The 19715-nt window shown below is 64.2% G+C and carries 14 protein-coding genes and 1 riboswitch; of the genes, 3 read left to right on the forward strand and 11 right to left on the reverse strand.

All coding sequences use genetic code 11. The features are described from left to right. Positions 1 to 76: 76 nt before the first annotated feature. From SCLO_RS14275 to SCLO_RS14300, 6 genes are all read right to left on the reverse strand, one after another. A complete protein-coding gene (locus SCLO_RS14275) occupies positions 77 to 1105 on the reverse strand; it encodes a methionine synthase (RefSeq protein ID WP_066515447.1) in 1029 nt (342 codons plus the stop codon). A 26-nt stretch (positions 1106 to 1131) separates the two neighbouring features. Next, complete coding sequence (locus SCLO_RS14280; protein ID WP_066515442.1) at positions 1132 to 2139, reverse strand: DUF1852 domain-containing protein; 1008 nt, start codon at positions 2137 to 2139, stop codon at positions 1132 to 1134. Between the two features lie 121 nt (positions 2140 to 2260). Beyond that, positions 2261 to 2481: riboswitch (cobalamin riboswitch) on the reverse strand. A 290-nt stretch (positions 2482 to 2771) separates the two neighbouring features. Beyond that, positions 2772 to 4172 carry a short-chain fatty acyl-CoA regulator family protein gene (locus tag SCLO_RS14285; protein ID WP_066515439.1) on the reverse strand — a complete coding sequence of 467 codons (1401 nt, stop codon included), beginning with the start codon at positions 4170 to 4172 and terminating at the stop codon, positions 2772 to 2774. A gap of 257 nt (positions 4173 to 4429) precedes the next feature. After that, positions 4430 to 5353: a methylisocitrate lyase gene (gene prpB / locus SCLO_RS14290; protein WP_066515434.1), complete on the reverse strand. Its 924-nt coding sequence runs from the start codon at positions 5351 to 5353 to the stop codon at positions 4430 to 4432. Positions 5354 to 5400: 47 nt separating this feature from the next. Then, the gene (gene prpC / locus SCLO_RS14295) at positions 5401 to 6546 is read right to left on the reverse strand and encodes a bifunctional 2-methylcitrate synthase/citrate synthase (protein ID WP_066515432.1); all 1146 of its coding nucleotides are present in this window, start codon (positions 6544 to 6546) and stop codon (positions 5401 to 5403) included. A gap of 66 nt (positions 6547 to 6612) precedes the next feature. After that, a complete protein-coding gene (locus SCLO_RS14300; protein WP_066515430.1) occupies positions 6613 to 6918 on the reverse strand; it encodes a hypothetical protein in 306 nt (101 codons plus the stop codon). 162 nt (positions 6919 to 7080) lie between these two features. Between SCLO_RS14300 and SCLO_RS23420 the strand changes: the two genes are divergently transcribed. Next, a complete protein-coding gene (locus SCLO_RS23420; protein WP_157080302.1) occupies positions 7081 to 7251 on the forward strand; it encodes a hypothetical protein in 171 nt (56 codons plus the stop codon). A 21-nt stretch (positions 7252 to 7272) separates the two neighbouring features. Here SCLO_RS23420 and prpF read toward each other — a convergent pair whose 3' ends face one another. Next, the gene (prpF, locus tag SCLO_RS14305; protein ID WP_066515427.1) at positions 7273 to 8469 is read right to left on the reverse strand and encodes a 2-methylaconitate cis-trans isomerase PrpF; all 1197 of its coding nucleotides are present in this window, start codon (positions 8467 to 8469) and stop codon (positions 7273 to 7275) included. Next, complete coding sequence (acnD, locus tag SCLO_RS14310; protein ID WP_066515424.1) at positions 8469 to 11087, reverse strand: Fe/S-dependent 2-methylisocitrate dehydratase AcnD; 2619 nt, start codon at positions 11085 to 11087, stop codon at positions 8469 to 8471. The genes prpF and acnD overlap by 1 nt, the downstream gene beginning before the upstream one ends. 1042 nt (positions 11088 to 12129) lie before the next feature. Between acnD and rnk the strand changes: the two genes are divergently transcribed. Then, positions 12130 to 12540 carry a nucleoside diphosphate kinase regulator gene (gene rnk / locus SCLO_RS14315; RefSeq protein ID WP_066515421.1) on the forward strand — a complete coding sequence of 137 codons (411 nt, stop codon included), beginning with the start codon at positions 12130 to 12132 and terminating at the stop codon, positions 12538 to 12540. A gap of 54 nt (positions 12541 to 12594) precedes the next feature. Then, on the forward strand, positions 12595 to 13944 hold the full coding sequence (gene gdhA / locus SCLO_RS14320) for an NADP-specific glutamate dehydrogenase (RefSeq protein WP_169800545.1): 1350 nt from the start codon (positions 12595 to 12597) through the stop codon (positions 13942 to 13944). A gap of 374 nt (positions 13945 to 14318) precedes the next feature. Here gdhA and cobO read toward each other — a convergent pair whose 3' ends face one another. Genes cobO through cobW form a run of 3 tightly spaced genes read right to left on the reverse strand, consistent with a single transcriptional unit; the run spans position 14319 to position 19686 of the window. Then, the gene (cobO, locus tag SCLO_RS14325; protein WP_066515418.1) at positions 14319 to 14927 is read right to left on the reverse strand and encodes a cob(I)yrinic acid a,c-diamide adenosyltransferase; all 609 of its coding nucleotides are present in this window, start codon (positions 14925 to 14927) and stop codon (positions 14319 to 14321) included. A 2-nt stretch (positions 14928 to 14929) separates the two neighbouring features. Further along, complete coding sequence (cobN, locus tag SCLO_RS14330) at positions 14930 to 18649, reverse strand: cobaltochelatase subunit CobN (protein WP_066515416.1); 3720 nt, start codon at positions 18647 to 18649, stop codon at positions 14930 to 14932. Beyond that, entirely contained in the window at positions 18649 to 19686 is a 1038-nt protein-coding gene (gene cobW, locus SCLO_RS14335; protein ID WP_066515413.1) for a cobalamin biosynthesis protein CobW, read from the reverse strand. Before cobW ends, cobN begins: the two co-directional genes overlap by 1 nt. Positions 19687 to 19715: the final 29 nt, after the last annotated feature.

The raw sequence follows: 19715 nt of genomic DNA on the forward strand, positions 1-19715 counted from the left end.
CTGTCCCTGTCCGATGCATGATGGGGGTACTGCCAGAGGAAGGTCGCCTGACGCTCGCGAAACCCTCTGCAATCCGTCAGGCCGACAGCTCTTTCCGGACGATCGCCGCGCCGGCACCCAAGGCGTTGAGCTTGCCCAGCGCGACCTGACGGGACAATGGGGCCATGCCGCAATTGGTGGACGGATAAAGCTTGTCCGCATCCACGAATTCCAGCGCGTTTCGCAGCGTGCCGGCCACTTCCTCCGGCGTCTCGATCGTGTCGCTCGCCACGTCGATGGCGCCGACCATCACCTTCTTGCCCCGGATGAGTTCGATGAGGTCCATCGGAACGTGGGAATGATGACATTCCAGCGAAATGATGTCGATCTTCGACTTCCGCAGATTGGGGAATGTTTCCTCATACTGCCGCCATTCGGAACCCAGCGTTTTTTTCCAGTCCGTATTAGCCTTGATGCCATATCCATAGCAGATGTGGACCGCCGTTTCGCACTTCAGCCCCTCTGCCGCCTTTTCCAACGTGGCGATGCCCCAGTCGTTCGCCTCGTCGAAGAAGACGTTGAAGGCCGGTTCGTCGAACTGGATGATGTCGATGCCGGCGGCTTCCAGCTCCTTTGCTTCCTGATTGAGGATCTTCGCGAACTCCCAGGCGAGCTTCTCGCGGCTCTTGTAGTGGGCGTCGTAGAGCGTATCGATCATCGTCATGGGGCCGGGCAGGGTCCATTTGATCGGCTGATCCGTCTGCGCGCGCAGATATCTGGCGTCCTCCACAAAGACGGGCTTCGTCCGCGCCACTGCGTCGACGACCGTCGGCACGCTCGCATCATAACGGTTGCGAATCCTGACGGTTTCGCGCTTCTCGAAATCGACGCCGCTCAAATGCTCGACAAAGGTGGTGACGAAATGCTGGCGTGTCTGTTCGCCGTCGCCGACGATCGTGATGCCGGCCTGCTCCTGATCGTTCACCGCCAGGCGCAGCGCGTCCTTCTTGCCCTCCGACAATTGCTCGCCCTGCAATTTCCAGGCCGCCCAGAGCTTTTCGGGCTCCGCGAGCCAGGAGGGCTTGGGCAGGCTGCCGGCGGTCGAGGTGGGCAACAATGTCTTCATGGATAGGGCCTCGTAAATGGGATGGATCAGGCAGCTACAGCATCAACGACAGCGGCATGGCGCGACGACCATTGTTCGAGCACCGCCGCATGCGGCTTGATGAAATGCTCCTGGGCGAACTTGCCCTGTTCGACCGCGAGCCTGCTGCGTTCTTCGCGGTCGTAAACGATGAGGGTCAGCGAATAGTCCTGATATTTCAGGCTCGGCCGATAGTCCTGCGCGGCAACGGAATTGGCATTGTAGATTTCGGGACGATAGATTTTCTGGAAGGTTTCCATCGTGCTGATCGTGCTGGCGAGCTCCAGATGGGTGTAGTCGTCGAGCAGGCCGCCGAGATGATAGAAAGCCAGGGGCGCGACGGCGTGCGGCGGCATGAAGTAGCGAACCTTCATCCCCATCTTCGCGAAATAGGCATCGGTCGCGGAGACTTTGTCGTTCTTGTACTCAATGCCGAGGATGGGGTGGACATTGGCTGTCCGGTGATAGGTTTCCCGGCTCGACACGCTCAGGCAGATGACCGGCGGCTTGCTGAAATTGTCCCGATAAGCGCTGGAATTGAGGAAGTGCTTGAACAATTTTCCATGCAGGTCGCCAAAGCCTTCCGGTGCGCCGCCGTGGGGGTTCTGCTTGAGGTGGTCTAGCAGCAGGATGCTGAAATCATAGTCGCGGACATAGGATGAGAAATTATTGCCGACCATGCCGGGGATGCGTTCACCGCTGCGCGTGTCGATGACGGTTGTCTGTAGGATTTCGATCAGCGGGAAATGATCGTCATCCTCCCGCGCGCCGATCTTCAACTCCGCAGAGATGATCGTCAGTTCGACCGCATAACGATCCCCAGCGGGATTGTCCCAATGCATGATCGAATTGAAGCGATTGTCGATCATCTTCAGAGTGTTGCGCAGATTTTCCTGACGGTTCTCTCCTCGCGCCAGATTCGCGAAATTGGTGGTGATCCGCGTGGCGTCGGCGGGACGATAATCCTCGTTGAACGGGATGCTGCTGATGGAGAAGGTAAACCCGCTATTCGTCATGACACACCTGTTTTTGCCGGACAGGAGGCCAAGGGAAGAGCGCGCAGGACAGGCCCGGACGATGCTTACGCCACGAGCCTTTGCTTCTAGCGCGATCCACCGGAGGAACCCCCGTCCGAGGAACGTTATCGCGTCGGAGGCAGGTCTCCTGGCTTACGGGTCATCGCGGCGGTTCCGGCCTTCCCGAGCTTCTTGCGGAAGCCCAGTGACACGAAATGGAACCGCCACTCGCCGCTTACAGTTGCGGGGGCAGCGCCGGACTCTGTCTAGCAGACATCACCGGCTTCCCGTCTTAGCCCCGCCGTCACGCCTGAGGCGGGGAACCTCGACGAGCGGCTTACACACCATCGCGAGCTTCCTGTCAAGGTCCATATAAAGATTTCTTTATATGCAATCGGTGCAGATTGTCGCGCCAACTGAGGATCGACACGCACCCGCTTGCCCATCGAAATGCCATATTTCGAAAGAATGGATGTCGACGCGCCAACCCCGCATTGGGCGGCGAAACGCATGAGGGTCGGCTGGCATGTGGCGCACAGGGTCGTCATGAACGGGAGAAGGACAGTCGTCTTCAGGAACTGAGCCAAGGCCGGTGGATGGACCCAACGCCGCGCGATCAGAGCGTTTCTCTCTCAAGCCACTGGATAGGGCGTCGGCGCGCTGCGATTTTCGTCGACGGCAATCGCCCGCCCGACGGGCGGGAAAGCGCGTTGCGGGCAGGCCTGACGCTCGCAGACCTTACATCCGGCGCCGATAGGTGTCGCGGCGCTCGGATCGCTGAGGTCGAACCCGCGCGCATAAACAAGGCGTGAAGCATGGCGGATGTCGCAGCCAAGCCCAATGGCGAATGTCTTGCCCGGCATGCCGAAGCCGGCATTGACGCTGCCCACCGTTCGCGCGATCCACAAATAGGTGCGCCCATCGGGCATCTGCGCGATCTGGCGCAACACGCGACCGGGCTGGGCGAAGGCTTCATAGACTTTCCACAGCGGGCAGGTGCCGCCGACACGCGAGAAATGGAAGTCCGTCGCAGACTGACGCTTGGAGATGTTGCCGGCGCGATCGACCCGCACGAAGAAAAAGGGGATGCCGCGCGCTTCCGCCCGTTGCAGCGTCGAAAGCCGGTGGCAGACTGTTTCGAAGCCCACGCCGAAGCGGCGCCCGAGCTTTTCGATGTCATAGCCTTCCGCTTCGGCTGCGGCGAGGAAGTCCCCATAGGGCAGAATCAGCGCACCGGCGAAATAGTTGGCGAGGCCGATGCGCGCCAGCCTTCGTGCTTCGTCGCTGGTGAGGATTGGATTGTCCGTGAGCCTGGCAATGATGTCGCCATGCTCCAGAAAGGCGAGTTGAGTGGCCATCTGGAACGCCTGCTGGCCTTGGTTTAATTGGTCGGAAACATAGAGGGTGCGCGTAGCCGGATCATAACGGCGTTGGGCCGCATCGCTGTCGCCGCCGATGACCTGCACGCGATGCCGTTCGCCCAGCAAGGCGGTCAGGCCGGCATGGATCGAACGAGGGGTCAGACCAGCTTGGCGGTAAAGGCGCTCGGCCGCCTCATCCAGGGGTTCGACATGATTGTGCCGGGCGTAGAAGAAGTCGCGCACCTGCTCGAAGGGCATGCGCGCCGGGCCGCCGCTGATCCACTCGTCACCCAGTTGCGCCGCCATCGCCTCGCTGCGCTCGACGGATTCGCGGTAACGGCGGTGCAAGGACACGAGCGTGCGCCCCACCGCCGGCATGTTGGTCGCCAGTTCGCGGATTTCGGCCACGGATATGGGTTCCACGCCATCCGTCAGCGCGTCGCGCAGGTCGGTGATGAGGCGCGCTTCCTCATCTTCGGAGAAAAGCTGCACGTCGACGCCGAAGACCGCGTTGATCTTCAGCAGCACCGGCACTGTCAGCGGCCGCTGATTCTGTTCCAGCTGGTTGAGATAGCTGGACGAGATACCGAGTGAGTTGGCCAGTTCGACCTGCTTGAGATTCCGCTCTTCCCGCAAGCGTCGCAACCGGACGCCCATGAACGCTTTGCGCATATTTCCACCCATCATTCGCAATATTTGCAAATTTACGGCTTTTTGTCCGCAAATCTTCGCAAATTCGGTCATTCCTAGACTAACAGATAATTGCGGATGTTGCGAAGCGAAAGAGACTTTGCAGCAGGGTGGACATGACGAAGCGGATCAAGCGGCTTCCGGCGGCGCGCGCCCGAAGCGGTCAGCGGCCCGTGCCGGGGCCGGGTTGGCGGTTGACGCCCCGGATCGCTCAGACGCCGCCCGCCCAGCCGTGTCGCTCAGCTGTCCTGAGGCATTCCCTGTGGCACGATGGTCTGGATGATGTTGGCATCCAGCTCCTCGAACGCGTGCAAGCCTATCGTGTCATAGAGTTCCTGCCGGGTCTGCATGCGGTCCAGCATCTTGTGGGTGCCGCCCTCCGCCTTGATCGAGGCGTAGAGTTCGGCCTGCGCCCTGTTGGCGATGCGCAGCGACGATACCGGCCAGATCACCATCTTGTAACCCATCGCCTCGAACTCGGAGGCGGTGAAGAAGGGCGTCTTTCCGAATTCGGTCATGTTGGCGAGCAGCGGCACGTTCGGCATCGCCGCGTGGAACTTTTCGAACATCTCGCGGCTGGTGAGGCCTTCGGGGAAGATCGCGTCGGCCCCGGATTCGACATAGAGCTTCGCACGCGCGATGGCGGCATCGAAGCCCTCTACTCCCACCGCGTCAGTCCTCGCGACGATGACGAGATCGCGGCGCGCCTTGGCCGCCGCGGCCACCTTGGCGGCCATGTCGGTGGGGGAAACGAGGCTCTTGCCGTTCAGATGCCCGCATTTCTTGGGCAGGATCTGGTCCTCCAGATGAACAGCGCCCGCCCCCGCATCCTCGAAGGTGCGGATCATGTGCATGACGTTGAGCGCCTCGCCATAGCCGGTGTCGCCGTCGACGAGCAGCGGCAGGCCGGTCGCGCGGACGATCTGGCGGATGAAGAAGGCGACCTCGTCCACGGTGATGATGCCAAGGTCCGGCAGGCCCATGCTTGCCGTCATCGCCGCGCCGGAGAGATAGAGGCCGTCGAAGCCCGCCTGCCTGGCCTGGATCGCGGCCTGCCCGTTATGCGCGCCGGGCAACTGGTAGATGCCGGGGCGCTCAAGACCGGCACGGAAACGCTTGCCAGCCGGTTCGGTGGGAAGATCGGCGGAAAGAAGATAAGGCATCGATGATCCTTTTCAGCAGTCGCTCCCGAGAGCGGGAGCAAGGAACGTCAGGCGCGTTCCGCGAGCGGCACGAACTTGAGATCCTCCGGCCCGACATAGTTGGCGCTGGGGCGGATGATCTTGTTGTCGGCACGCTGTTCCATCGCATGCGCCGCCCAGCCGGACGTGCGGCTGATGACGAAGAGCGGCGTGAACATCGCCGTCGGCACGCCCATCATATGGTAGCTGACGGCCGAAAACCAATCGAGGTTCGGGAACATGTTCTTCACTTCCATCATAACCGATTCCAGCCGGTCGGCGATGTCGTACATCTTGGTCGATCCCGCCTCGTCCGACAGGTTCTTCGCGACCCGCTTGATGACGACGTTGCGCGGGTCGCTGATCGTGTAGACCGGGTGGCCGAAGCCGATAATGACTTCCTTCGCCTCCACGCGGCGACGGATATCGGCCTCCGCTTCGTCCGGGTTCTGGTAGCGCTTCTGGATTTCGAAGGCGACCTCGTTGGCGCCGCCATGCTTGGGGCCGCGCAGCGCGCCGATGGCGCCGGCGATGCAGCTATACATGTCGGAACCGGTGCCGGCGATGACGCGGCTGGTGAAGGTCGATGCGTTGAATTCATGCTCCGCATAAAGGATCAGCGACGTGTGCATGGCGCGAACCCAGCCTTCAGGCGCGGGCTTGCCATGCAGCAGGTGCAGGAAATGACCGCCGATGCTGTCGTCGTTGGTTTCCAGCTCGATCTCCTTGCCGTTGTTCGACAGGTGATACCAATAGAGCAGCATGGAACCGAGCGAAGCCATCAGCCGGTCGGCGATGTCGCGGGCGTCGGCGGCATTATGGTCGTCCTTTTCCGGCAGCGCGCAGCCCAACGCCGAGACGCCGGTGCGCATCACGTCCATCGGATGCGCGGCGGCGGGAATGGCGGCCAGCGCCTCCTTGACCGGCAAGGGCAGGTTACGCAGCGCCTTGAGCTTGGTCTTGTAGGCCTTGAGTTCCGCCGCGTTGGGCAGCCAGCCATGGACCAGCAGATGCGCGATTTCCTCGAACTCGCTGGTCTCGGCGAAATCCAGAATGTCATAGCCGCGATAGTGGAGATCGTTGCCCGAACGGCCGACCGTGCAGAGCGCGGTGTTGCCTGCCGTTACGCCCGACAGGGCGACTGACTTTTTGGGCTTGAAGGTGATCTCGTTCATTAGGGGCCTCTCCGTGTCAGAAGGCGCCGGCGCAGGGACCGGCCGAGGGAATGAAGGGGAGCCGGGTCATGCGCGATACGCCCGCTTGCCGGTCAGGGTGGTGAATGTGAAGCGGCCGCTGGCGGCGGTAGCGAGGCTGCCATCGTCATTGGGCCCCGTCGCGAAGACGGAGACGACAATCGCCTGATGATCGGCGAACAGGGGCCAGGTTTCGATGTCGACGTCACGAGTTGCGAAGCCTTCGTTGACCTGCACGTCATCGCATTTGGCGAAGCGGATCACCTCGAGAAAATGCGACGAGGCCCGCTCCGCCGCAGCGGCGACCATGGCGTCCATGAGGTCGAGGCCTCGTTCTGGCAGATTGGAAAGCATGGGCGCATTATCCGCAAGCTTTGGCTGGCGAAAACGGCTGAAAAGGCGGAGATTTGCGAAGGAAAAGTTGCGAATTGGCGAAGATTGCGAAGCTTTGGTTCAAGCTGTTTGCCGGAACGCGCCGGATGGCCGGTTCGTTGGGCATAGGAAGGAGACCGGGATATGACGGATGCGCCCAGAACCGATGCCGACGAGCATGCGATCGACGATCAGGAACTGAAGAAAGGCCAGCTCACCTCCGATGAGAAGCTGGACATCGCGCTCGAAGGATCGATGATGACGTCCGAACCACCGCAGATTACGGAGCCCCGGCGCGCCGACGACCCGGATTGACAAGGCCATCGGCGTCGCGGGTCAGAAACTGCCCGCGGGTACGCGCACTTCCCCCTGCATCAGGATACGCGCGCTGCGGCTCATGATCGCCTTGGTGACGGTCCATTGCCCGTTCGCGAGCTTCGCCTCCGCGCCGACGCGCAGCGTGCCCGAGGGATGGCCGAAGCGCACCGCCTGACGCTCTCCGCCGCCCGCCGCGAGGTTGACCAGCGTGCCGGGCACCGCTGCCGCCGTGGCGATGGCGACCGAGGCCGTACCCATCATCGCATGGTGCAGCTTGCCCATCGACAGCGCGCGGACCAGCAGGTCGATCTCGTCGGCCTCGATCGTCTTGCCGCTGGACGATGTGTAGCGGGTGGAGGGGGCCACGAAGGCGATGCAGGGCGCGCGCAACGATCTGGCCGCTTCTTCCGGCGTCCTGATGATGCCCATGCGCAGGGCGCCGATCGTGCGCAGCGCCTCGAGGCGCTTGAGAGCGGCGGCATCGCCGTTGATCGCCTCGCGCAATTCCGTGCCGGTATAGCCGATGTCGGCGGCGTTGACGAAGATCGCTGGAATGCCGGCGTTGATCAGTGTCGCCCTGAGCTTGCCGCCCGTGACGATATCCTCGGGCACGTCCAGTTCGTCGACGATGTTGCCGGTCGGGAACATCGACCCGCCCTCATCGCCGTCTTCAGCCGGGTCCAGAAATTCGAGGACGATCTCGGCGGCGGGAAAGGTCACGCCGTCCAGTTCGAAATCGCCGGTTTCCTGTACTTGCCCGTTCGTCACCGGCACATGGGCGATGATCGTCTTGCCGATATTGGCCTGCCAGATGCGGACGGTGCAGACGCCGTTTTCCGCGCGCGCCGGATCGACATAGCCTGCATGGATCGCGAACGCCCCCGCCGCCGTGGAGAGGTTGCCGCAATTGCTCGACCAGTCGACGAAATCGCTGTCGATCGCGATCTGGCCATAGAGATAATCGACGTCATGATCCAGCACGCTGCTCGGCGAGACGATGACGCATTTGCTGGTGCTGGACGTCGCGCCGCCCATGCCGTCGATCTGCGCGCCATAGGGGTCGGGGCTGCCGATCACCCGCTGGAAAAGCCTGTCGCGCGCCCGCCCCGGCACACGGCAGCTTTCGGGCAGGTCTTCCAGCCGGAAGAACACGCCCTTGCTGGTGCCGCCGCGCATATAGGTGGCGGGGATGCAAATCTGCGGTGCATCGGACATCAGGCGGCCTCCGGTTCCGAAGCGAGGAAATCCTGCGCGAACCGCTGGAGCACGCCGCCCGCCTCGTAGATCGACACTTCCTCCGCCGTGTCGAGCCGGCAGCGCACCGGCACGCCGATCTTCTCGCCATCCCGGCGATGGACGATCAGGTTGAGTATCGCGCCCGGCTTGCGTTCGCCCAGCACGTCGAAGGTCTCGGTGCCATTGAAGCCCAATGTCAGTCGCGTGGTGCCAGGCCGGAACTCCAGCGGCAGCACGCCCATGCCGATCAGGTTGGTGCGGTGGATGCGCTCGAACCCCTCGGCGACGATCGCCTCCACGCCGGCCAGCCTTACGCCCTTGGCCGCCCAGTCGCGCGAACTGCCCTGGCCATAGTCGGCGCCAGCGATGATGATAAGCGGTTGGCGACGCTCCAGATAGGTTTCGATCGCTTCCCACATGCGCATGACCTTGCCCTCCGGTTCGACGCGGGCGAGCGATCCTTTCTTCACCGCCCCGTCGACGACCGCCATCTCGTTCACCAGTTGCGGGTTGGCGAAGGTCGCGCGCATCGCGGTCAGATGGTCGCCGCGATGGGTGGCATAGCTGTTATAATCCTCTTCGGGCAGGCCCATTCTCGCCAGATACTCGCCCGCCGCCGAACTGGCGAGGATAGCGTTGGACGGCGACAGGTGATCGGTCGTGATATTGTCCGGCAGGATCGCGAGCGGGCGCATCCGCAACAACGTGCGCGGGCTGGCCGCCAGCGCGCCGACCCCTTCGGTATCCCAATAGGGCGGCCGGCGGATATAGGTGGATTGCGGCCGCCAGTCGTAGAGCGGGTCTGCCTTGCCGGTGTCGCGTGGGGCGAACATCGGTTCATAGACCTGTCGGAACTGGTCGGGCTTTACGCTCGCCTCGACGATGGCGTCGATTTCCTCGTCACTCGGCCACAGATCCTTGAGGCGGATTTCCTTGCCGTCGATCACGGCCAGCACATCCTTCTCAATGTCAAAGCGCACCGTCCCGGCGATTGCATAGGCGACGACCAGCGGCGGAGACGCGAGGAAGGCCTGTTTGGCATAGGGATGGATGCGGCCGTCGAAATTGCGGTTCCCCGAAAGCACGGCGGCCGCATAGAGATCCCGATCGATGATTTCCTGCTGGATCGCCGGATCGAGCGCGCCCGACATGCCGTTGCAGGTGGTGCAGGCATAGGCGACGATGCCGAAGCCCAGCTTTTCGAGTTCCGGCAACAGGCCCGATTCCATGAGATAGAGGCGCGCGACCTTCGATCCCGGCGCGAAGCTGGTCTTGACCCATGGCTTGCGGGCGAGGCCCAGCGCATTGGCCTTCTTCGCCAGCAGAGCGGCGGCGACCACGTTGCGCGGGTTCGACGTGTTGGTGCAACTGGTGATGGCCGCGATGATGACCGCGCCGTCGGGCAGCAGGCCTTCCTTTTCCTCGGCCACTGCCTTGTCGAGGTCGACGGCGATGCCGCGCTCCTCCAGCGCGCTGGTGGGCAGGCGGCGGTGGGGGTTGGACGGGCCGGCCATGTTGCGGACCACGGTGGACAGGTCGAATTCCAGCACGCGCTCATAGTCGGCGGTCTTGAGGGCGTCAGCCCAGAGGCCCGTCCGTTTCGCGTAATTCTCGACCAGTGCGACCTGCTCTGGCTCGCGGCCGGTCAGGCGTAGATAATCGATCGTCTGGCCGTCGATATAGAACATCGCGGCCGTGGCGCCATATTCCGGACACATGTTGGAGATGGTCGCGCGGTCGCCGATCGACAGGCTGTCCGCACCCTCGCCGAAGAACTCGACCCAGGCGCCGACCACCCGCTCCTTGCGCAGGAATTCGGTGATGGCGAGAACGATGTCGGTCGCGGTGATGCCTGGCTGGCGCTTGCCCGTGAGCTTTACGCCGACGATGTCGGGCAGGCGCATCATCGACGCGCGGCCCAGCATCACCGTCTCCGCCTCCAGCCCGCCAACGCCGATGGCGATCACGCCCAGCGCATCGACATGGGGCGTATGGCTGTCGGTGCCGACGCAGGTGTCGGGGAAGGCGACGCCATCGCGTACCTGGACCACCGGCGACATCTTCTCGAGGTTGATCTGGTGCATGATGCCGTTGCCCGCCGGGATCACGTCCACATTCTCGAACGCCTTCCTGGTCCATTCGATGAAATGGAAACGGTCCTCGTTGCGGCGGTCTTCCACTGCGCGGTTCTTGTCGAAGGCCTGCCTGTCGAAGCCTCCATACTCCACGGCCAGGCTATGGTCGACGATCAGCTGGGTCGGCACCACCGGGTTGACCTTGGACGGATCGCCGCCCTCGTCGGCGATCGCGTCGCGCAGGCCAGCCAGGTCCACCAGCGCCGTCTGACCTAGAATGTCGTGGCAAACGACACGGGCGGGATACCAGGGAAAGTCGAGGTCGCGCTTGCGATCAATGATCTGCGTCAGCGCATCGGTCAGCAGTGCCGGATCGCAACGTCGCACCAACTGCTCGGCCAGCACGCGCGAGACATAAGGCAAGCCATCATAGCTTCCAGGCCGGATCGCCTCGATTGCTTCGCGAGTGTCAAAATAGTCGAGGGCTGTCCCCGGCAGCGGCTTGCGGAAGGCTAAGTTCATCGACGCATTTCTCTTGTCTATAGGGCTTTATCGTCGATGCTCCTACCCTCGCGCGCGCACGAATGGACAGTTCTGAAAAGGCGAAGATTTGCAAAGAGAAATCTGCAAATCAGCAAATTTTGCTAACTTTCGAAGCAGGAACCGATCCGATGCAGATCGCATCGTTCGCGACCTCGGCATGCTGCGCGAAAGCCCGGACATGTTCTCGCCGATCGCGGCCTTTTCGAGCCGGAGCCCGGTGTGCGCCTCGCTCGCCCATTCCCGCGCGGCCGCCTCTGTGAGGCCTGATGGGCGTGGAGACCTCATTTATGAAGCGCGGGAAGCTGATGGACGCTTGGGCGGCATATCGCGGCGTGCCGAGCGGGCGCGAACTGTGCCGCGAAGCAGGGTAGGAGAGCGGGTCGTCGCCGATTCGCCGGGCCGTTTCGACTCTTCCTCCCGCACGCGGGAAGGGCGGATTGCCGTTGCGTCGCTCCTGCGGTTGGGCACGGGCAACATAATGCCAACCCGTTCCCCGTCCGTCGACCATCGGCGGCTTTTGGGGTGTCATTTGGGCGCTATAGCGTAGGTGTAATTCTCGGTTTCCTCGTCTCCCGCCGGCCATAAATGCACTGATGTAATTTATATCGTCGCTGTCCCGCGTAATCCTGCGAGGGATGGAGCCGCATCATGCGTCATCTGCGACGCCTTCTTTTTCCCCAAGCCTGCCCCCTTCATGCTTCGGCCCCGGCGAAGGCCCGCATCGGAGGGCCATCGCTGCTGGTCGATGTCCGTGGACAGGCCGCTCCTGTCATGCGCGCGCTCTTCGTGATCAGGGGTATCTGATGACCCGCACTTGCCTGTTTGACTCGGGCGGCGGGCACGTGCAATGGAACGCCATGCAATCACGCCATGATCATGTGCGCTTCCGTTACCAAGGAGGACAGCTTCTCGCGGGCATCTAGCCCCGGGTTCCGGCGCTTCACGCCCCGGGCTCGGGGTCAATCGACAGATTGCGGCACGCCATGCAGATGCGCGCCCGTTCCTTTCGAAAGCCAGCGCCATGACCAGAATGCCCAATGGGACAAGACCTCCCGTTCATCTCATAGACAGCGAAGCTGAAAGCCTGACCAACCTTGCCCTGGGCGTCGCCGACACCGCGCCGCAGGTCAGCGAACTCCTGCTGGACGAAATCGCGCGCGCGCAAACCCACCGCGCCGAGCGCATGCCCCCGGATATCGTCACCATGCATTCCTCCATCGAATATATCGACGAGGCGAGCGGCGTCGAGCGGACCGTGCAGATCGTCTATCCGGCGCAGGCCGACATCGCCGCGGGCCGGATTTCCATCCTGACGCCCATCGCTGCGGGCCTGATCGGGCTGCGCGAGGGACAGGTCATCAATTGGCCGGATCGCGAAGGACGCAGGCGGAAGCTGCGCATCGTGAAGGTGATCCAGCCTACCCGAATCTAAGGGCCGCATGGCCCCCGCAGGACATCCCGTCCACGTTCACAAGGAGACATGACATTGCCCCGGATCGACGAAAAACTTCTGCCGCTATTCGAAGATGTCCTGAGGCGGAATGCCGGTGAAACCGAATTTCATCAGGCTGTCGAAGAAGTGCTCGAAAGTCTGGGCGTCGTCGTGGCAAAGCATCCGGAGTATATGGACAATGCGCTGATCGAGCGGATCTGCGAACCGGAACGGCAGATCATCTTCCGCGTCCCCTGGGTCGACGACAGGGGGCGGACCCACATCAACCGGGGCTTTCGCGTCCAGTTCAATTCCGCGCTCGGGCCGTATAAGGGCGGCCTGCGCTTTCATCCGTCGGTCAATGTCGGCATCATCAAGTTCCTGGGTTTCGAGCAGACATTCAAGAACGCGCTGACCGGCCTTCCCATCGGCGGCGGCAAGGGCGGGTCCGATTTCAACCCGCGCGGGCGTTCGGATGGCGAGATCATGCGCTTTTGCCAGTCCTTCATGACCGAACTCTACCGGCATCTGGGCGAATATACGGACGTTCCGGCGGGGGATATCGGCGTGGGCGCGCGCGAAATCGGTTTCCTGTTCGGCCAGTACAAGCGGCTGACCAACCGCTATGAAGCAGGCGTCCTGACCGGCAAGGGCCTGATCTATGGCGGCTCACGCGCGCGCACCGAAGCGACGGGCTATGGCACGGTTTATTTCATCGACCAGATGCTCAAGACCCGGGGCGACAGCCTGGAGGGGAAGCGGGCGGTCGTTTCCGGATCGGGCAATGTGGCGGTCTTCGCGATCGAAAAGATCAAGGAATTTGGCGGCAAGGTCGTCGCATGTTCGGATTCGTCCGGTTTCATCGCCGATGAAGCGGGCATCGATCTGGATCTGTTGAAGGAGGTCAAGCTCGCGCGTCGCGATCGGATTTCCGAATATGCGCGGCTGAAAGGCGCGGGCGCCTATTTCGCCGAGGAGGGCAGCGTCTGGGAAGTGCCGTGCGATGTCGCCGTGCCGTCGGCGACGCAGAACGAGCTGAATGGCCATGATGCGGCGACCCTGATCCGCAACGGCGTCGTCGCCGTGGGCGAGGGCGCGAATATGCCGTGCACCCCGGATGCCGTCCGCCTGTTCCAGAATGCCAATGTGCTCTTCGGTCCCGCGAAGGCGGCCAATGCGGGCGGCGTGGCCACGTCGGCGCTTGAAATGCAGCAGAATGCCTCAAGGGACAGCTGGACGTTCGAGGAAACGGAAGCCCGGCTGGCGATGATCATGCGCCGTATCCATGACAGCTGCGCGGAAACCGCCGACTTTTATGGCGCGCCGGGCAATTATGTGCTGGGCGCGAATGTGACGGGCTTCGTCCGGGTGGCCGAAGCGATGCAGGCGATGGGCGTTATCTGACCGTCCGGCGCCAATATCAGCGGGTATTTCGCAGGCGGTTGACGCGATCCCGGCTTCCTGGCCGGATCACGCCAGCCGCCTTCATGCCGTTTTGGAAAGACGGGCGCATCCTTGCCGGTCAAGCCGGTCAAAAGGGCAGGCGCGTGCCATGAATCGACGCCCGCCCATCCGGGATGGCCCATGCGGCAAGCCCCGATCTGCGTATAATGGAATGACCGCCGGCTGATCGGGGAACCGGCGGTGGCGTGGCCGCCCCCCGCTGCCGCGACGAAGGGCCCGGCTGCCCCCGACCATTCCCGATCTTTTCGCAGCCGGGCCCGCCTGTCGAGCGGGGGAAAGGGCGCGGGGCCGACCCCTGATCCGTCCCTTTCCTCTTAATATTCGATCCCCGCCTGCGCCTTGACTCCCTGTTCGCGGAAGGGGTGCTTGAGCAGGGTCATTTCCGTCGCCAGATCGGCCATGTCTATCAAGGCCTGCGGTGCGTTGCGGCCGGTGACGATGACATGCTTCATTTCCGGCCGGGCGGCGAGCGTTTCCAGCACCTCGTCCAGCGGCAGATAGTCATAGCGCAACACGATGTTGAGCTCATCCGCCAGCACCATGTCATAGGAAGGGTCGGCGATCATGCGCTTGACCTCCTCCCACGCTTCACGGGCGACGGCCATGTCGCGCGCGCGGTCCTGCGTGTCCCAGGTGAAGCCTTCGCCCATGGGCTTGAACGCGACATTTTGCGGGAAGGCGTCGAACACGACCTTCTCGCCCGTGGTCATCGCGCCCTTCACGAACTGGACGACGCCCACCTTCCGGCCATGTCCGATGGCGCGCACGACCATGCCCAGCGCCGCCGTCGTCTTGCCCTTGCCCTTGCCGGTATGAACGATGAGCAGGCCCTTTTCCACCGTCCTGGACGCCACGATCCGGTCGTGGGCGGCCTGTTTCTTCTTCATCTTCGCGCTGTGCTGTTCCTCGGTGCGTTCAACCATGGTCATGCTCCTGCAAGGCTGGCGAGCAACGGGCCCGCGCTGTTCGATCGGGGTTTCCACAGGCCGCGCTCCAGCGCTTCGGCAAGGCGCGCGGCCGTTTCGCGCAGCGCCGCCGGGTTGGCCTGCGCCATGAAGGCGCGGACGGCCTCATCCTCGATGAAGGCGGCGTGGACAGAGTCGAAATGATGGTCCTTCACCGCGTGGGTCGTGGCGGCAAAGGCGAAGAGATAATCGACCGAGGCGGCGATCTCGAACGCGCCCTTATAGCCGTGGCGCATCACGCCCGCGATCCATTTGGGATTGGTGACGCGCCCGCGCACGATGCGGCCGATCTCATCCTCCAATGTACGGATGACGGGGCGTTCCGGGCGGCTGTGGTCGTTATGATAGCTGATCGGCCGGGCGCCCTTGAGATGTTCGACCGCCGCCGCGATGCCGCCTTCGAACTGGTAGTAATCGTCGCTGTCGAGCAGGTCATGTTCCCGATTGTCCTGGTTCTGGACCACCGCGTCGGCATCGGTCAGGCGGGCGGCGAACAGGTCGCGCTGCGCATCCCCCTCCACGCCGCCGCCATAGGCATAGCCGCCCCAGTCGAGATAGACGTCGGCCAGATCGGCGCGGCTGTGCCAGATCCGCTCGTCGATCATCGCCTGCAAGCCCGCGCCATAGGCTCCGGGCTTCGATCCGAACACGCGCGCGCCGGCGCGGCGGTTGGCGGATGCGGCATCCTGCCCCCGGTCGATCATCGCCGCCATGTCCGCGCGATGGCGGGCGGCGGCGGGATTGTCCTCCTCCGGCTCGTCCAGTGCCATGACGGCGCGCGCGGCGCTGTCGATGAGGTCGATCTGCTCCGGGAAGGCGTCGCGGAAGAAGCCGGAGACGCGGAAGGTCACGTCGACGCGCGGGCGGCCCAGTTCGGCGACCGTCATCATCTCGAAGCCGACGACCCGGCCCGACGTCCACTCCCAGCGCGGCCGCACGCCCATCAGCGCCAGTGCCTGCGCGATATCGTCGCCGCCGGTGCGCATATTGGCGGTGCCCCAGGCGGAAAGGGCGATGGCCCTGGGGTGGTCGCCCTCCCGCTGGAGATAATCCTCAACGAGAAGCTGGGCGGACTTGCGCCCCAGTTCCCAGGCGACGGCCGTCGGAACGGCGCGTGTGTCGACGGAAAAGAAGTTGCGCCCGGTGGGCAGGACGTCCGGCCTCCCCCGCGTCGGCGCACCGGACGGGCCGGGGAGGACGAAACGCCCGTCCAGGCCCGCGATCAGCGCCTCCGCCTCCCGCGCGCCGCACTGGTCGATGCGAGGGGCAAGGTCTTCGGTTATCGCACGCAGCACGGCCGCGGAGCGCGGCCCTGCCGTCTCCGCGCCGTCCAGCATGGCGAGCGCCAGAAGCTCCAGCCGTTCGACCGCATCGCCACAGCTTCGCCATGGATCGGCGGACAGGGACGTCAGCCGCTCCGGCCTGGGGCCGTTCCATGGGTCGGCCATGCGGCAATCGAGCGGATCGAAACCAAGCGAGAGGTCGTCGGCCATGGCGCGGAGCAGCGATGCCTGCCCGTCATGCTCATAGCCGCGCGGCGTGCGCGCCAGCGCCGCGAGCAGGTCGCGCCGCAGCCGCCCCTCCGGCGAGCGGGTGAAGATGTGCAGCCCGTCACGAATCTGCAATTCCTTGAGTTCGCACAGATAATTGTCGATGGCGGAGAGCGCGTCGTCGCCGTCTCCGGTCGCGCCCGCATCCTTGTCCAGCCCCTGCGCGCGCGCCAGGTCGATAATGTCCCGCCGCAGCCGCTCCAGCCGTCGCGGGTCCATGCCCGCGGCAAGATAATATTCGTCGACCAGCGCTTCGAGTTGCTTCAACGGCCCATAGCTTTCCGCGCGTGTGAGCGGAGGCGTTAGATGATCGACGATGACCGCGCCGATGCGCCGTTTGGCCTGCGTGCCCTCGCCCGGATCGTTGACGATGAAGGGGTAGAGCTGGGGCAGGGCGCCGGCGCAGATTTCCGGGAAGCAATCGGCGGAAAGGGATACCGCCTTGCCCGGCAGCCATTCCAGATTGCCATGCTTGCCCACATGGACCAGCGCCTGCGCGCCAAAAATCCGCTCCAGCCAGATGTGGAAGGCGAGATAGGCGTGGGGCGGGGGCAGCGCCGGATCGTGATAGCTGGTCTTGGGATCGATATTGTAACCCCGCGCCGGCTGGACCGCCAACACGACATGGCCGAAGCGGTGAATGGCGAGCCGGAAGGCGCCTTCGCGCACGAAGGGGTCGGCTTCGGGCGGTCCCCAGCGTTCGAGCATCGCTTGCCGCGCCGCTTCCGGGACATGGGCGAAGGCGGCGCCATAGTCGGTCAATGGCAAGGCGGCTTCGCCGTGCCGTTCCAGCGAAGCGAGGTCGTTGGTGACGCCGCCGGTCATCACGCGCATCAGGTCCGCGCCATCTTCCGGCGCGGCGCCGGTGTCGTAACCCGCTTCCCGCAGGGCGGCGAGGATGGCGGCGGCGCTGGCCGGCGTGTCCAGCCCCACGCCATTGCCGATCCGTCCGTCCCGGTTGGGATAGTTGGCGAGGATCAGCGCGACGCGCCGCTGCTTGGGCGGGGTGCGGCGCAACGCGGCCCAGTTGGCGGCGAGATCGGCGGCAAAGGCGACCCGGTCCGGCGCGACCTTGGGGACGACGATGCCGCATTGCGTCACGGCATCGAAGCGTTCCGCCGCCTTGAAAGTCACCGCGCGGGTGAAGATGCGACCGTCCACCTCCGGCAGGGCGACGTTCATCGCCAGGTCGCGCGGGCCAAGCCCCCGTGCCGACGCTTCCCATTCCGCCTGCTCCACCCCGGCGAAGGCCAGCTGCAGGATCGGGCAGTCGGCCTGTTCCAGCACGGCTGGCGTCCGCTTGTCCCCGGCGGACGAGGCGGCAAAGCTGGTCGCGTTCAGGATCGCGTCGGGCGCGATCTCGCCCAGCAGGCCGCGCAGCCAGTCGATCGCGAAGGGTTCGCGCAGTGCCCGGACATGGACGGCGGCGACGTTGAAACCGCGCGCCTCCAGCGCCTCCACCATGGCGTCGACGGCGTCCAGCGTGCCCGCGATCATCAGCGCGCGATAGAAGATGAGGAGCGCGACGGGCTTCCCGTCCAGCCACCCTGTCCGCAAATCCGCCAGTGTAGGGCGGTCGCAGCCCTTGAGGTAAAGCCCTGCATCGGCAACCGGCACCGGATCGTCCGGCGCGCCCGCATCCTCGCCGATCAGTCTGGCCGCCAGGCGCAGGAAGGCCAGCGCATTGGCCGTCCCCCCCTGCCGCAGATATGCGCGCAGCTTCTCCCGCACCTCGGCGGGCAGGGTGGACGCGCGGTCAAGCGCCGGGTCCGCCTCCCGCCCATCGGCGATGGCGGCGAAGGCGATGCCCTTTTCCCGCGCGATGGCGGCGATCTCATCTATGCCATAGGGCCAGTAGCTTTTGCCCCCCAGCAATATGACGCACACGAAACGGGCATGGGCGATCGTCTTTTCGACATAGAGGTCCGTCGAATAGGGATGCCGCAATGGCAGCAGGTTGGCGAGCCGGACGCTGGGAGCACCCGGCGGCAACTGCCCCGCCGCCTTGGCGAAGCAGGCCAGTTCGCTGTCCGCCACCGTCAGGATCACGATGTCGCCCGGCGGCTGGTCGAGGTCGATCGCCTCCTCCCCATCGGTGATGGTGCCGGGGGTGGCGGACAGCAGGTGCATCAGCCCAGAATATCCCGCAGGTCCGATGCGATGACCGACCGGTCCAGTCCCTTCTGCCCGATCACGACCAGCTGGGTCCGGCGTATTTCCGCAGGCATCCATGCGCGGTCGTAGAAATGCTGGATGCGCGGGCCGACGGCCTGCACGATGAGGCGGCTCTGCTTGCCGTTTACCGCCACCATGCCCTTGACGCGCAATATGTCATGCGCCGCGATCAATGCGCCGAGCCGGGCGGTGAGCGCCTCGACTTCTCCGACCTCGCCGCCGGTGACGACGAAGCTGTCGAAATCGTCATGGTCATGATCGCCGCCCTCCCCGTCATGGTGGGATGGCCGGGCGTCAAGGCTGTCTTCCGCCGCCGCCGTGATGCCCAGCAGCGCGCCCACGTCCACGGCGCCATGATCGGCGCGGACGATCTTCACGCCCGCGCGGGTTTCCGCCTCGACCTGCGCCTCGACCCGCGCTAGCGTGGCGGTATCGACCAGATCGGTCTTGTTCAGCACCACCATGTCGGCGCAGGCCAGCTGGTCCTCGAACAGTTCCTCCAGCGGGCTGTCATGGTCGAGATTGGGATCGGCGGCCCGCGCCGCCGCCAGCGCGGCTTCGTCCGTGGCGAAGCGTCCCGCCGCCACCGCGTCCGCATCGATCAGCGCCACTACGCCGTCCACCGTCGCGCGGGTGCGGATGTCGGGCCATTGGAACGCTTTCACCAGCGGCTTGGGCAAAGCGAGGCCGGACGTTTCGATGATGATATGGTCGGGCGGGTTCGGCCGGTCGAGCAGCTTCTGCATGGTGGGCAGGAAGTCGTCGGCCACGGTGCAGCAGATGCAGCCGTTGGCGAGTTCGACGATGTCGTCCTCCGGGCATGCCTCGTCATTGCATCCCTTCACCAGCTCGCCGTCCACCCCGACATCGCCGAACTCGTTGATGACGAGGGCGAGGCGGCGGCCCCTGGCATTTTGCAGGAGATGGCGGATGAGCGTGGTCTTGCCCGCGCCCAGGAAGCCGGTGACGACGGTGGTGGGCACCTTGCTCATGCGCCTTCTCCCGTCGGTTTGAGGAAGGG

Source organism: Sphingobium cloacae, assembly GCF_002355855.1.
GTDB lineage: Bacteria > Pseudomonadota > Alphaproteobacteria > Sphingomonadales > Sphingomonadaceae > Sphingobium > Sphingobium cloacae.

Coding starts and splice junctions, on each gene's coding strand:
- SCLO_RS14275 (WP_066515447.1), bottom strand. CDS start 1,105: ATGAAGACATTGTTGCCCACCTCGACCGCCGGCAGCCTGCCCAAGCCC.
- SCLO_RS14280 (WP_066515442.1), bottom strand. CDS start 2,139: ATGACGAATAGCGGGTTTACCTTCTCCATCAGCAGCATCCCGTTCAAC.
- SCLO_RS14285 (WP_066515439.1), bottom strand. CDS start 4,172: ATGCGCAAAGCGTTCATGGGCGTCCGGTTGCGACGCTTGCGGGAAGAG.
- prpB (WP_066515434.1), bottom strand. CDS start 5,353: ATGCCTTATCTTCTTTCCGCCGATCTTCCCACCGAACCGGCTGGCAAG.
- prpC (WP_066515432.1), bottom strand. CDS start 6,546: ATGAACGAGATCACCTTCAAGCCCAAAAAGTCAGTCGCCCTGTCGGGC.
- SCLO_RS14300 (WP_066515430.1), bottom strand. CDS start 6,918: ATGCTTTCCAATCTGCCAGAACGAGGCCTCGACCTCATGGACGCCATG.
- SCLO_RS23420 (WP_157080302.1), top strand. CDS start 7,081: ATGACGGATGCGCCCAGAACCGATGCCGACGAGCATGCGATCGACGAT.
- prpF (WP_066515427.1), bottom strand. CDS start 8,469: ATGTCCGATGCACCGCAGATTTGCATCCCCGCCACCTATATGCGCGGC.
- acnD (WP_066515424.1), bottom strand. CDS start 11,087: ATGAACTTAGCCTTCCGCAAGCCGCTGCCGGGGACAGCCCTCGACTAT.
- rnk (WP_066515421.1), top strand. CDS start 12,130: ATGACCAGAATGCCCAATGGGACAAGACCTCCCGTTCATCTCATAGAC.
- cobO (WP_066515418.1), bottom strand. CDS start 14,927: ATGGTTGAACGCACCGAGGAACAGCACAGCGCGAAGATGAAGAAGAAA.
- cobN (WP_066515416.1), bottom strand. CDS start 18,649: ATGCACCTGCTGTCCGCCACCCCCGGCACCATCACCGATGGGGAGGAG.
- cobW (WP_066515413.1), bottom strand. CDS start 19,686: ATGAGCAAGGTGCCCACCACCGTCGTCACCGGCTTCCTGGGCGCGGGC.